Raw genomic sequence first — 13800 nt, 5'->3', positions numbered from 1 at the left:
TTCTTTTTTAAAAAGTAAGAAAAAGAATCAGACGTGCAGTGCTGGTTGCGGGCGCCGCTCCAGGCAAACTTCGAGGATTTCAGCATTCATGGCGTCGTTTTTTTGGCTTATTTCAATCGCATGCGGGAGAAAGCGTTCAGCCGGCGAGACTGCGGTTTCCCCACATACATCGATGCCGAATACTTGTTTTTGATCGAGAATGGCCGAAATACAGGACAGCAATTCCTGCTTGCCCATCCTCCCCTGATCCCAGTTTGTCTCGGCAAAAGCCGGGGAAAGGACGTCTTTGTCAATGCTGATATAAACGGTATCTGTTGATATGGCAGATAAAATCCGTTTCCGGTTTTCAAGATCCCGGCCGTTAAAAGGAAAAATTTGGACGGTTTGTGGCGGGCGGCGATGTGTTTTGAAAGAAGTCGGGCCGATGATGACAACTCTTTTCAGCAGCGGGTTCGTTTTTAAGGCGTAGGATACCCACGACCCACATGATAGCAGTGTCTGTTCAAAACTGTCGTCCATATCCGGATGGTTGTCGAACAGCACAAGGGTGAACGGTTTCGGCGCTTCTTTTAAAAGCAGGGAGGTCACATAATGGTAATTGCCGCTTCCAAGAAAGGTGATGCCTTTTTGCTTACGGCGGTCCAGTGCCGTTTCAATTTGGAAAAGCGCCGTCTTTTCACAAAAAAGATTGGTATGGCGGATATGTTTCAGATTAATAGTTTCATGGGGAAAAGACTGGACCCTTTTTTGTTCATCATACGTTTCGTCAAAAGCCAATATTGTGACACCTTTATGCAATAACCCCATCTCTTTCATCTCCTTTAAGAATTCACAGAACGGGTTGAAGCAGGTTCCTTTGAATGGCGGAATATTGAAACGATTTATTATGATTTTATCACACTTTTTTGAAGTACGCATCGTTTCTGGCTCGGGCAGGAAGGGGCGGGAAAGATGATGCGGCTAAATTTTTGAAACGGCAACCGACAAACGCCATGCTCCCGCATCCCGTTTACGGAGAATCTTCATCCGGCTTTTTTAATTGCCGGATTTCCTGGCATGAAAAGCGGAATCGCACCGGCCGGATTTATTTTTTGCATCAAAAAAGCCTCCCTCGTACAGGAAGGCTTCATGCTCTATTCAACGATAATCGGCGGTTTGCGCACGAGGCTCAAAATGCCTGCAATCAGGTAAAGCAGCGCCGGGAGCACCCCGAATCCGACGGTGAAAAAGAACACAAGCAATGCATCGATAATAAGCAAAATGCCTGACAGCTTCGGCCTTTTGTTATTCCTCAGTTGAACAGCGGCGACAATGCCGATCACCGTTCCGATGATAAGCACCACAGCAATTCCCCAGCCGAGCGCCTGGATCGTATGAAGGACTGTTTGAAAGTCGGCTTCCCGTATGGAGGCATCACTTTTCATCTGATCGATAATACTTTGGCTTTTCATGGCTATCGTAAAGAAGATAACGAGGATTGCGGCAAGTCCGTTTAGCACCGCGCCAATGACGCTCAGTATAATTTCAGCAGTTCGTTTCATTTATACCACCCCTTTCTTTCTCGTCTATAAGACCCATTCCCTTCTATAAATACGAAAAAAACAAAAAAAGGATTCGGAAATTAGAAATTTTATGTTGCCGCATTCAAGCAGTGTTACAATAAAACTATGAGAACGGGGGTGTTTGGCCATGCAAATTTATACAAGCAAAGAAATTAAGGAAGCCGATGCAAATGCAGCTTCTTTCGGCATGGATACGTTTACGCTGATGGAAAATGCCGGAAGCGGTCTGTACCGCGCCCTTGCACCGCTCCTTTCCAAACGCGACACGATTGCGGTGCTTTCCGGCAAAGGAAATAACGGCGGGGACGGGATCGTACTTGCCCGCTATTTAAAACTGAACGGATACAAAGCGGATTTGATCTTTCCTTTAGGCCCACCGCAAACAAAAGAGGCCGCGCAGCATTTTTCCTATTTTCAATCGTGCGGCTTTGAAGCAGCCCCTTTTGACCGTGAGAAACATTATGACTGGATCGCAGACGGGCTGCTTGGCGTCGGTACCAGGCTGCCGCTCAGGGATGATCTTGCAGAAGTAACCGATTGGATCAATACTCGGAAGGCAAAAGTGGCCGCCATTGACGTACCGACGGGTGTAGCGGGGGATACGGGTGATGCCGATCCACATACCATACACGCAGATTATACGTTTTCTCTTCATGGATTGAAACCGTCCAGCCTGTTATTCCCTTCTTCCACTTATTTCGGCGAAACAAAGGCTGTCGGGATCGGCCTGCCGCATACTTCAAAATGGAAAGTTTGGTCGGAGGAAGATGTCATTCGTTCGCTCCCCGAAAGAAGCGGCAATGTCCATAAAGGCACGTTCGGGACCGGGCTTTTGGTTGCCGGAAGTGACGATATGCCGGGTAGTGCGGCGCTGGCTGCGATCGGCGCCATGCGGATGGGAATCGGGAAACTCTCCGTTTTTACGGAAAGCGGTGCCCGGAATGTGATTGCTACACTCGTTCCGGAAGCCACTTATTTAAAAAGGGATTTTTCAAAGCGGCTTAACGATTTGGGGCAGAAATTTGCCGGGGTGGCCATCGGTCCCGGGATTGAGCCGGATGAGCAGCTGGAGTCTTTCATTCACGGCGTTTTAAAAGAACCACTTCCTGTTGTCCTCGATGCCGGGGCATTACATAAAAGGGCATACCCGAAACGTACGGCGCCGGTCGTTTTAACGCCGCATCCGGGGGAATTTTCAAGGATGGCGGGCATTCCGACCGGGCAAATTGCATCGGACAGGCTCAGGCTTGCTTCCGCTTATGCACAGGAACACGGGGTCATCGTCGTTTTAAAAGGACAGTACACGGTAATGGCATTTCCGGATGGCAGCGGCTATGTAAATACAACCGGCAACAGCAGCCTGGCAAAAGGCGGAAGCGGTGATACATTAACCGGCATGCTCTTGGCAAATATATGCACGTATGCTAATATCAAGGAAGCGGTTGCCAATGCCGTTTATATTCACGGGGCATGCGCAGACTTGTGGATCCGGGAAAACGGGTCCGCTACACTCACTGCCCATGAATTTTCCCGGCTGCTTCCCAAAGTGATGCACCAATTGGAAACGGCCGCAAAAGATGCAGGGAAAGCGCCGGGTTTAGGAAACGGTGACCGTTTTATAAAGAGGTGACAAATGATGCAAAAAATCAAGAAGGCGATTATCCCGGCAGCGGGGCTTGGAACACGTTTCCTGCCGGCGACGAAGGCAATGCCGAAAGAAATGCTGCCGATTGTCGATAAGCCGACAATCCAATATATTGTGGAAGAGGCCATTGATTCCGGCATTGAAGATATCATCATCGTAACCGGGAAAGGGAAACGGGCGATTGAAGACCATTTTGACCACGCATTTGAGCTTGAGGACAATTTGATCGCAAAGAAAAAATTTGATCTGCTTGAAAAAGTGCGCCAGCCTGCAGAAGTGGATATCCATTATATCCGGCAAAAGGAACCGAAAGGACTGGGCCACGCGATTTGGTGTGCGCGCAAATTTATCGGGAATGAGCCGTTCGCCGTGCTCCTTGGCGATGATATTATCCAAGCTGAACCGCCTTGCCTGAAACAAATGATCGATGTTTATGAACAGGTCCATTCCAGCGTGATTGCCGTCATGGAAGTCGCGCGTGAGGAAACAAACCGTTACGGGATTATTGACCCGCTCGATCAAAAGGGAAGAATTTATGATGTGAAAGGCTTTGTAGAAAAGCCGAAAGTGGAGGAAGCGCCGTCAAATGTCGCCATTATCGGGCGGTATATTTTAACACCGGAGATTTTTGATTTCCTTTCATTGCAGAAGACGGGATCAGGCGGTGAAATCCAGCTGACCGATGCCATTGAACAATTGAATGAAATCCAAAAAGTGTATGCCTATGCTTATGAAGGGAAACGCTACGACGTCGGCGAAAAATTCGGGTTTATCAAATCGACGATTGAAATGGCGCTTTCCCGGGAAGATCTGCGCGATGATTTGCTCCGGTATTTGGAAGATTTGCAATGGAGAATTCAAAACCATCAGATCTGAAACTTGCAGGTCTGCCGGTAAAAACGCCTGTTTCGCGAAATATGCGAACGCAGGCGTTTTTTATCGGGCTGTGCGATGGGGATCGGGATACAACCCGAAGTTCCAGCTAAAATATCGCAGCTTTTGTTGCCTGCTGTAAAAAATCGTCATCGTGCAAATTGGCGCTCGGGCTTGATGTAACTTAAGCTCAACTTATATAGAATGAAATGAAGTTTTTCGCGTCAAAATCAATGACGATCAGAAGAGAGGTTGTTTCTGGCAACCATGAAAAGGAATCCAGTTTCGTTCGGCTTATTTTGCAAGTTCCAGTGCTTTTATGCAAAACAAACCTGATTCATGGTGAAAATCACACGGCCGGATGAAAAAGATGTAAGATAGTAGCAAAAGTAAGGAAAGGATGGCACATTTTGAAAACAGATGACAAAAGATTTAAACAGGCGCACAAAGAAGCATGGATCGGCGTCGGGCTTGTGCTGTTCAATTTTCTCTGGTGGTACGGTTTTGCTTACGGCCTCGGTTCACGGCCGGCCAAACAGTATCATTATATATTTGGCATGCCATCATGGTTTTTTTACAGCTGCATTGCCGGGTATATTGTCGTGACGGCGCTTGTCATCTTCATTGTGAAGTTCTTTTTTAAGGATATCCCTTTCGATGATGAAGAGGGGGATAAGCCATGAACTGGCCGGTATTGGCACCACTGCTCATTTTTTTGCTCATTATTTTTGCCGTTGGTTTTTGGGCCAATCAATACGTGATCAAAACGCAATCTTTTGTACAGGAATATTTTCTCGGAAAACGGCAGCTCGGCGGTTTTATCCTCGCGATGACGATGGTGGCGACATACGGGAGCGCCAGCAGCTTTATCGGCGGCCCGGGCGTGGCGTACACACAGGGGCTTGGCTGGGTGCTTCTTTCTATGGCACAGCTTTCAACCGGCTATTTTGTCCTGATGGTGCTCGGGAAAAAATTTGCGATTATGGCACGCAAATATGAGGCGGTGACGCTGATTGACTTTTTAAAAAGCCGTTATCAAAGTGATGCCGTCGTCATTTTGGCGGCAGCAAGCATTATTATTTTTCTGTTTTCATCGATGACGGCACAGTGGATCGGCGGTGCGCGCCTTGTTGAATCGCTGACCGGATTGTCGTATACGGCGTCGCTCCTAATTTTTGCCGCTTCTGTTACGCTGTTTGTCGTAGTCGGGGGATTTCGCGCAGTGGCGGTGACAGATGCAGTCCAGGGCACGGTCATGTTTCTCGGCACGCTTATTTTACTGGTGGCAACCATTAAAGCGGGCGGCGGGATGGAACCGATTATGCACAAACTTGCTGCAGAGGACCCGGATCTGATTACGCCGTTCGGACATGGGCACAGCCTGAGCCCTGCCTATGTGTCGTCGTTTTGGATTTTGGTCGGGATTGGTGTCGTCGGCCTGCCGCAAATTACGGTCCGTGCGATGTCCTACAAAGATTCCCGGGCGATGCACAGGGCGATCATCATCGGTACCATTGTCATTGGGTTTATTATGTTCGGCATGCATTTTATTGGCGTGATGGCACGTGCTGTCATGCCGGGTGTGAAAGTGCCCGATACGGTTATGCCGCTGTTAACGATGAAAGTGCTGCCGCCTGTGCCGGCCGGTATCGTGCTTGCCGCCCCGATGGCCGCGATTATGTCCACCGTTGATGCACTGCTTATTCTCGTCGGCTCTGCGCTCGTCAAAGACCTTTATTTGAATTACGTGAAGCCGGACGCATCCGAAAAACAGATGAAAGCGGCAAGTTTCAGCGTGACCGCAGCGATTGCCGTCATTGTCGTGCTGTTGTCGCTCAGCCCGCCGAAATTGATTATATGGCTCAACTTGTTTTCCTTTGGCGGCCTGGAATCCGTTTTTATATGGCCGGTGATTTTCGGCTTGTACTGGAATAAAGGAAACAAGTACGGCGCGGTTTGTTCTATGATACTCGGCATGGGCTCGTACATTCTGCTGGACCGCTTGCATCCAAACCCGTTCGGATTGCATACAGTGGTGCTGCCGGTCCTTATTTCCTGCGCCGGGTTTATCGTGGCGAGCCTTCTCTTCGGGCGCAAGAGAGCTGCCATTCGGGCTGAACGCGATGGGGCATAAAGTAAAAGTACCGGTTCAATTGACACGCGTCATTGCGACTTATTGGGGCCGAGTAATCCGGCGCCCCAAATTGAAATTTTTAGCTAAAAATGTGCGATGTCCGGAAGAAGCTGCAAAATAAGAATCAATCGGGCCGGGACGCATCATCTGCCCGGCCCGGATCTAAAAAAATTTTTCGTTGCATCTCTCCCGGATTTGTGATAATATAATGATTGTCATCTGCGGGACATTAGCTCAGTTGGAAGAGCAGCTGACTCTTAATCAGCGGGTCGTGGGTTCGAGCCCCTCATGTCCCATCACGAAGCAATATGATGCACAAATGTGACATTATATTGCTTTTTTATTTTTATATAAGTTTTTTAGGCGGATAAATCGGCTAAAAAATAACAAGCGGACATATTCAGGCATACTATATTGTGGTATAATAAAATAGTTGCAGGTTTCGCAGCTATTTATGAATCGAAGAAAAAAAGGAGATGATAACTGATGGATTCTGACGCGCATCCGAGGTCGTGCATGAAACATAAGCAAGAGGAAGTCTTCATACTGGCCTCGACCAATCCTACAGGTTATCAGTCTCTGGAAGAGTAAAGTATGCTTGAGCTTCCTCAAAAGTGAAGAGGAGGTGCCTGCATGTTAAATATGTATTTAACGGACGAAAACGGCAAACTGAAGGAAACAGAAACTTTGTCAAAAGGATGCTGGGTGAACCTGGTGAACCCGACAGAGGAAGAAATCAACCAGGTTGTCCAGCAAACGAATATACCGGCCGATTTTATTAAAGACCCGCTGGATGTCGATGAACGCTCCCGTATTGAAAAAGAAGACGATGATATTTTAATCATTGTCGGCCTTCCCGTTAAGGTAAAGGACGATGTGGACTCCGCGCTGTATGATACGATTCCGCTCGGGATTATCGTCACGCCTTTTTATTTCATCACGGTCTGCCTGCAGGATAATCCGATTATCGGAAAGTTTATCCACAGACGGGTGCGCGGGTTTTACACCTACATGAAAACCAGATTTACCCTTCAAATTCTATATGAAGTTGCAAGTTATTATTTAAACTATTTAAAATATATCGACCGCAGATCAAGCCTGATCGAACGCGAATTGCACGAATCGATGCGAAACGAGGAACTGTTCGAACTGCTGAGCCTTGAAAAGACACTCGTGTATTTTACGACCTCATTAAAAGCCAATAAAATCGTCATGGAAAAAATGACACGGCAGCATTTCCTAAAAGTATATGAAGATGACATGGACTTACTGGATGACGTCATGATTGAAGTCAAACAGGCAATCGAAATGTGTGAAGTCCACAGCAATATTTTAAGTGGTATGATGGATGCCTATGCTTCTGTCATTTCCAATAACGTGAACGGCGTGATGAAATTTTTGACGACGGTCACGATTATCCTTTCCCTGCCAACGATGGTATCCAGCTTTTTCGGAATGAATCTTCACGGCCTGCCGTGGCAATCAAGCCCCCATGGTTTTTGGCTGGCGTTTTTGGCCTCTCTGGTTCTTTCCAGTGTCACAGCCATCATTTTTTGGAAAAAAAGGTATTTCTAACACATCCGGGAGATGGATTTGCATAAAATTCATCTCCTTTTTTGTTTCTTCCTTGTGAATGTGCAGGTTTCACAAGCGGGAAGCGGTTTTTTTGCGGCAATCTCTATACTGAATTCTGCATAAATATGCAAATATAAAATGGAAGCACTTACAATGTAAAAAGGCGGGAAAAACCTATTTTAATTGAATCGCGGCTGGAAAGCAATGTTTGAAAGAAAAAAGTTTATAAATGATTTATTCATTTGTCACCAATCTGACACAGCCATAGCATGTGAAATCGCATATAATAGAGCCATAAAGAAAAGAAATATTGAAAAACAGCAGAAAATCATGTGAAATTATTCACAAACTTTATTTTTTAACCTTTTATGTGAAATTCTTCACAAAATCACCAGAATGGAGGCCACGATCATGGCAATTGATGAAAAAGTTGTTGGCAAATCCGCACAAATCACGGAAATGGTAAATTCCCTCGTCGCCAAAGGCCAAAAAGCACTGCGTGAATTTATGGAACTGGATCAGGCGCAAGTGGACAATATCGTAAAACAAATGGCGCTTGCAGGGCTGGAACAGCATATGGTGCTCGCCAAAATGGCCGTGGAAGAAACAGGGCGCGGCGTATATGAAGACAAAATTACAAAAAACCTGTTTGCAACAGAATACATCTACCACAATATTAAATATAACAAAACAGTCGGCATCATTGATGAAAACAATAATGAAGAAATTGTCAAATTCGCGGAGCCAGTCGGCGTTATTGCCGGGGTCACGCCTGTAACAAACCCGACATCAACCACGATGTTTAAAGCGTTAATTGCGATTAAAACACGCAACCCGATCATTTTCGCATTCCACCCGTCCGCGCAAAAATGCAGCAGCCATGCCGCAAAAGTCATGCTGGACGCTGCTGTGAAAGCCGGCGCGCCGGAAAACTGCATCCAATGGATCGAAAAACCGGCCATTGAAGCGACACAGCAATTGATGAAACATTCGGGCATTTCGCTGATTCTTGCAACGGGCGGTTCCGGCATGGTAAAGTCCGCATATTCGAGCGGGAAACCTGCGCTTGGCGTCGGGCCGGGGAACGTCCCTTGCTATATTGAAAAATCTGCTGATATCAAACGCGCCGTCAATGACCTGATTTTATCCAAAACGTTTGACAATGGCATGATCTGTGCGTCGGAACAGGCTGTCATTATCGACAAAGAAATTTATGACCATGTAAAAAACGAATTGATTGCAAATCATTGCTACTTCCTGAATGAAGCGGAGAAGAAAAAAGTTGAGAAAACCGTCATCAATGAAAAGACGCAATCCGTCAACAGCGCCATTGTCGGCAAACCGGCCTATGAAATTGCAAAAATGGCAGGCGTGGACGTCCCGGAAGATACCAAAATTTTAATTGCTGAACTTACAGGCGTCGGCCCGGACTATCCACTTTCCAGAGAAAAATTGAGCCCGGTTTTGGCCTGCTACAAAGCCAGCAGCACAAAACAAGGTTTCGAATTTGCGGAAGCCATGCTCGAATTCGGCGGACTCGGCCACTCGGCTGTGATCCATTCGACAAATGATGAAGTCATTGAACAATACGGATTAAAAATGAAAGCCGGCCGGATCATTGTCAACTCCCCGTCTTCGCAAGGGGCAATCGGCGACATTTACAATGCCTACATGCCTTCTTTGACGCTCGGTTGCGGCACGTTCGGCGGCAACTCAGTGTCCACAAACGTCGGTGTCATTAATCTGTACAATGTAAAAACAATGGCGAAACGGAGAGTCAATATGCAATGGTTTAAAATTCCACCACGCGTGTATTTTGAAAAGAACTCGGTCCAATACCTGGAAAAAATGCCGGATATCTCAAGTGCCTTTATTGTCACCGATCCGGATATGGTCCGGCTCGGATTTGTTGAGAAAGTGCTATACTACTTGCGGAAACGCCCGGACTATGTCCACTGTGAAATTTTCTCTGAAGTCGAACCGGATCCGTCCATTGAAACGGTTCGGAAAGGTGCCGCAGCTATGGCAAGCTTCCAGCCGGATGTCATTATCGCGCTTGGCGGCGGGTCGGCGATGGATGCTGCAAAAGGCATGTGGCTGTTCTATGAGCATCCGGAAGTTGATTTCAACGAATTGAAGCAAAAATTTATGGACATCCGGAAACGGGTTGCCAAATTCCCGAAACTGGGTGAAAAAGCGCAGCTGGTCTGCATTCCGACCACATCGGGCACCGGTTCTGAAGTGACTTCTTTCGCCGTCATTTCGGATAAAAAGAACAACACAAAATATCCGCTCGCAGACTATGAACTGACACCGGATGTTGCGATCATTGACCCGCAGTTTGTTATGACCGTTCCGAAATCCGTAACAGCCGATACCGGGATGGACGTTTTGACCCATGCGATTGAAGCCTATGTATCCAACATGGCCAACGACTATACGGACGGCCTGGCAATTAAGGCCATCCAGCTTGTTCACGAATACTTGCCGAAAGCATACGCAAATGGCAATGATGCACTGGCACGCGAAAAAATGCACAATGCATCGACTTTGGCAGGGATGGCGTTCTCGAATGCATTCCTTGGCATCAACCATTCACTTGCCCATAAAATCGGCGCTGAATTCCATATTCCGCACGGCCGGGCTAACGCGATTCTGTTGCCGCATGTCATCCGCTATAACGCGCAAAAGCCGAAAAAATTTGCGGCATTCCCGAAATACGAACATTTTATTGCGGATCAACGCTACGCGGAAATCGCGCGCGTACTTGGTCTTCCGGCAAGCACGACAGAAGAAGGTGTCGAAAGCCTTTGCCAGGAAATCATCCGGATGTGCAAACTGTTCAATATTCCGCTTAGCCTAAAAGCAGCCGGCGTGAACCGGGCGGACTTTGAAAAACGGGTTGCCATTATTGCAGACCGCGCATTTGAAGACCAATGCACACCTGCAAACCCTAAATTGCCGCTTGTCAGCGAATTGGAAGACATTTTACGCAAAGCTTTTGAAGGCGTTGAAGCAAAATAATGGCTTTCATTTTGGAAGAGGCGCACTTTACGTGAAGGGAACCGAAGAGGTTTTGGCGAAAACGCTCATGTAGCCCGTGTCTATGAAAAAGAAGCAATTTAAAAATTGTTGATCCGTTAACATAGAGCCCGTCTAAGTGAAGGAAATAGCCAGAATTTTGGCGATCACTTCACTTAGACGGGTTTTTAAGGTAAGGAACGAGGATCTACGTTAAGATAGGGATGATTTCTGGCGGTCTTCCTTAACGTAGAATGGCTCTACGTTAAGAAAGGGACGATTTTTTTCGATCTTCCTTAATATAGAGCGGGTCTACGTTAAGAAAGCATGACTTTTTTTCGGTCTTCCTTAACGTAGAATGGGTCTACGTTAAGAAAGGGGCGATTTTTTTCGATCTTCCTTAATATAGAGCGGGTCTACGTTAAGAAAGCATGACTTTTTTTCTGTCTTCCTTAACGTAGAGCGGGTCTATGTTAAGATAGGGACGATTTTTAACGGTCTTCCTTAACATAGAACGCCTCTAAGTTAAGAAAGCGTGACTTTTTGGAGGTCTTCCTTAACGTAGAATGGCTCTACGTTAAGAAAGGGGCGATTTTTTTCGATCTTCCTTAATATAGAGCGGGTCTACGTTAAGAAAGCATGACTTTTTTTCGGTCTTCCTTAACATAGAACACCTCTACGTTAAGATAGGGACGATTTTTGGCGGTCTTCCTTAACATAGAACGCCTCTACGTTAAGATAGGGGCGATATTAAGCGATCTTCCTTAACATAGAACGGGTCTACGTTAGATAACTTTTCTTTTCCATACGGGATAGTGTATGATAAAAGAACTGGAAAAGGAAGGTTAGGGAAAAAACAATGGAACCTACATTCATTCATCATTTACAGCCTTTTTTACAACAGGCATGGAAAAATTCAACGTTTGAACATCCTGCTTCTGTACAGGAAAAAGTGATTCCTGCTGTGCTGGACGGCCGGGATGTGATTGCTGCAGCACCGACAGGATCGGGAAAAACACTCGCCTACCTGCTGCCTGTGCTCGACCGGATGGACCCCGGAAAACAAACGGTTCAAGCTGTCATTCTGGCGCCTTCTAAAGAACTGGTCATGCAAATCCAAGAGGAAGCCGGAAAATGGTCACAGGGAAGCGGAATCCGGAGCATCCCGCTGATCGGCGGCGCGAATGTGAAACGGCAAATTGAAAAACTGAAAAAACACCCGCACCTTGTTATCGGGACGCCTGGACGCATCCTTGAATTGATCCACCAGAAAAAACTGAAAATGCATGAAGTGAAAATGATGGTGCTCGATGAAGGGGACCAGCTGCTCGGAAAGGAATACAGCCGCACGGTCGGACAAATTGTAAAATCCGCCATGCGTGACTGCCAGCTCCTTTTGTTTTCAGCCACTTTGCCTGATGCTGCAGCCCATAAGGCTATGGAACAGATGAAAGAACCCCTGTTGATTCGCATTGCAAAAGAGGAGGCGCGGAGCCCGGTTGAACATATTTATATCGTAAGCAGCGATCCGCGCGACAAAATCGAGCAGTTGCGAAAGATAGCCCGAATGGGGGTCCGGGGACTCGTGTTTTTTAATAATAAATGGGATGTTTCGGTTGCAGTGGAAAAACTCCGGTTCAAAGGGCTGGCCATCGCCGAATTGCATGGCGATATGCGCAAGGAAGAAAGAGAAAAAAGTATCCGGTTGTTCCAAAACGGCGATGTCCCGCTCCTTTTGGCAACGGATGTCGCTGCCCGCGGCCTGGACATTCCGGCGATTACGCATGTGATTCAATTTGATTTGCCGGAAGATGGTTCCGCATATGTCCACCGTTCGGGACGGACAGGCCGGCTCGGTTCAAACCCCGGCACAGTTGTCTCTCTTGTCACGCCGAAAGAAGAAACGGTGTTGAAAAAATATGCAAAAGCGCAGCATGTGGAATTGAGGCGAAAAGACATAAAGCGCGGTGAGCTGGTAGATCCCGAATAGGCAAATCAGTTTTTTTGAATGCGAAAAATTTGTCCGGAGGATGGCTTCATTCCCTGGGCGGATTCCAAAAGCGGGAAGATTATTCTGCTTTAAAAAGATGAAATACAAAGTTTCGTTGTCTTTCATGCCGCAGAAGGCCTGCCGGAAATCGATTCTCCGGCAGGCCTTCTGTTTTGGACTTCCTTTTAATTGGGCATAGGCAATCGTCCAGCTGTGTATTGAGACTTCCTTTTGAATAGGTACCGGCCATCGCCTGGTCGTGTTTTGAGACTTTTATTTGAATGAGTATCAGCAATCGCCCGGTCGTATTTTGAAACTTCCCTTTGAATGGGCATTGGCCATCGCCCGATTGTATTTCGAAACTTCCCTCTGAATGGACATCAGCGGAAGCCGTTTGGGTCGGCAATCGCCCGATTATATTTTGAAACTTCCTTATGAATTAACATCGTCCGGGAGGCTGGCCGGTGACAAGCCGGCTTTTTTAAATACTTTGCCGAGTTCATCGTTGGCTTGTTCCAGTTTTTTGTTCGCAGCATCCAGCGAAGGGTTCGTTTTTTTCAACTCATCCGCTTTCATTTGGTAGGACTGTTGCAAATCTTTTACAGCCGTTTTGATCTCCGATTGATAGCTACTTATTTTGGATGGGATTTTCGTATTTTTAATTTCTTTCACTACATTTTCTGCGGATGACTGCGCTTCCTTCTGCATGGTGGCAAGCTCAGTTTTCGGCGGTTTTTCGTCCGTCTTAGCGATCGCCTGTTCATACGTATTTAAATCCCTGTCCTGGGCATTGATATGATTGGTGAGATTCATATAAAAATTCATCAAAGCTGTTTTTGTGCTGCTTTTTGCCGGTTTCTTTGCCCCGGACTGCCCTGAATTTCCGGAACATGCGCCAAGTGCAAGCACAAGGGCAAGGCTAAAAGTTGCAAACCAAATTTTTTTCATGCTGTAACCCCTTCCTAAATCTGTAAATTTTTAATAGACTTGCAGCACGATC

General features: G+C 46.7%; 10 protein-coding genes and 1 tRNA gene. 8 read left to right on the top strand and 3 right to left on the bottom strand.

All coding sequences use genetic code 11. The annotated features are described in order from the left end of the window. Positions 1–27 precede the first annotated feature (27 nt). Complete coding sequence (locus ABR335_RS13975) at positions 28–807, bottom strand: arginase family protein (protein WP_350346268.1); 780 nt, start codon at positions 805–807, stop codon at positions 28–30. 326 nt (positions 808–1133) lie between these two features. Further along, complete coding sequence (locus tag ABR335_RS13970) at positions 1134–1541, bottom strand: DUF4064 domain-containing protein (RefSeq protein WP_017551970.1); 408 nt, start codon at positions 1539–1541, stop codon at positions 1134–1136. A 148-nt stretch (positions 1542–1689) separates the two neighbouring features. On the opposite strand from ABR335_RS13970, the gene ABR335_RS13965 reads away from it, so the two are divergent. The 8 genes from ABR335_RS13965 to ABR335_RS13930 all read left to right on the top strand — a co-directional run bounded on the left by ABR335_RS13965 (position 1690) and on the right by ABR335_RS13930 (position 12800). Continuing rightward, positions 1690–3192 (top strand): bifunctional ADP-dependent NAD(P)H-hydrate dehydratase/NAD(P)H-hydrate epimerase, encoded by a 1503-nt coding sequence (locus ABR335_RS13965; protein WP_017551969.1) that lies wholly within the window; start codon positions 1690–1692, stop codon positions 3190–3192. A gap of 3 nt (positions 3193–3195) precedes the next feature. Then, the gene (gene galU, locus ABR335_RS13960; protein WP_013858519.1) at positions 3196–4083 is read left to right on the top strand and encodes a UTP--glucose-1-phosphate uridylyltransferase GalU; all 888 of its coding nucleotides are present in this window, start codon (positions 3196–3198) and stop codon (positions 4081–4083) included. Positions 4084–4490: 407 nt separating this feature from the next. After that, positions 4491–4763 (top strand): YhdT family protein, encoded by a 273-nt coding sequence (locus ABR335_RS13955; protein WP_017551968.1) that lies wholly within the window; start codon positions 4491–4493, stop codon positions 4761–4763. Next, complete coding sequence (panF, locus tag ABR335_RS13950) at positions 4760–6214, top strand: sodium/pantothenate symporter (RefSeq protein WP_017551967.1); 1455 nt, start codon at positions 4760–4762, stop codon at positions 6212–6214. The genes ABR335_RS13955 and panF overlap by 4 nt, the downstream gene beginning before the upstream one ends. A gap of 223 nt (positions 6215–6437) precedes the next feature. Further along, positions 6438–6510: transfer RNA gene (locus tag ABR335_RS13945), tRNA-Lys, on the top strand. 337 nt (positions 6511–6847) lie between these two features. After that, positions 6848–7789: a magnesium transporter CorA family protein gene (locus ABR335_RS13940; RefSeq protein WP_013858522.1), complete on the top strand. Its 942-nt coding sequence runs from the start codon at positions 6848–6850 to the stop codon at positions 7787–7789. 411 nt (positions 7790–8200) lie between these two features. Next, positions 8201–10813 (top strand): bifunctional acetaldehyde-CoA/alcohol dehydrogenase, encoded by a 2613-nt coding sequence (adhE, locus tag ABR335_RS13935; RefSeq protein ID WP_350346267.1) that lies wholly within the window; start codon positions 8201–8203, stop codon positions 10811–10813. Positions 10814–11669: 856 nt separating this feature from the next. Beyond that, on the top strand, positions 11670–12800 hold the full coding sequence (locus ABR335_RS13930; RefSeq protein ID WP_014095986.1) for a DEAD/DEAH box helicase: 1131 nt from the start codon (positions 11670–11672) through the stop codon (positions 12798–12800). 432 nt (positions 12801–13232) lie between these two features. On the opposite strand, the gene ABR335_RS13925 is transcribed toward ABR335_RS13930, so the two are convergent. Continuing rightward, the gene (locus ABR335_RS13925; RefSeq protein ID WP_014095985.1) at positions 13233–13748 is read right to left on the bottom strand and encodes a hypothetical protein; all 516 of its coding nucleotides are present in this window, start codon (positions 13746–13748) and stop codon (positions 13233–13235) included. Positions 13749–13800 lie beyond the last annotated feature (52 nt).

It is taken from the genome of Heyndrickxia faecalis (genome assembly GCF_040267745.1).
Lineage (GTDB): Bacteria > Bacillota > Bacilli > Bacillales > Bacillaceae_C > Weizmannia > Weizmannia faecalis.
The sequence above is the reverse complement of the archived record's forward strand: the minus strand, read 5'-3'. Positions and strand labels throughout refer to the sequence as shown.

Bases quoted from the DNA above. Each gene is read 5' to 3' on its own strand.
- adhE (WP_350346267.1), top strand. From the start codon at position 8,201: ATGGCAATTGATGAAAAAGTTGTTGGCAAATCCGCACAAATCACGGAA.
- panF (WP_017551967.1), top strand. From the start codon at position 4,760: ATGAACTGGCCGGTATTGGCACCACTGCTCATTTTTTTGCTCATTATT.
- ABR335_RS13975 (WP_350346268.1), bottom strand. From the start codon at position 807: ATGGGGTTATTGCATAAAGGTGTCACAATATTGGCTTTTGACGAAACG.
- galU (WP_013858519.1), top strand. From the start codon at position 3,196: ATGATGCAAAAAATCAAGAAGGCGATTATCCCGGCAGCGGGGCTTGGA.
- ABR335_RS13940 (WP_013858522.1), top strand. From the start codon at position 6,848: ATGTTAAATATGTATTTAACGGACGAAAACGGCAAACTGAAGGAAACA.
- ABR335_RS13925 (WP_014095985.1), bottom strand. From the start codon at position 13,748: ATGAAAAAAATTTGGTTTGCAACTTTTAGCCTTGCCCTTGTGCTTGCA.
- ABR335_RS13965 (WP_017551969.1), top strand. From the start codon at position 1,690: ATGCAAATTTATACAAGCAAAGAAATTAAGGAAGCCGATGCAAATGCA.
- ABR335_RS13970 (WP_017551970.1), bottom strand. From the start codon at position 1,541: ATGAAACGAACTGCTGAAATTATACTGAGCGTCATTGGCGCGGTGCTA.
- ABR335_RS13930 (WP_014095986.1), top strand. From the start codon at position 11,670: ATGGAACCTACATTCATTCATCATTTACAGCCTTTTTTACAACAGGCA.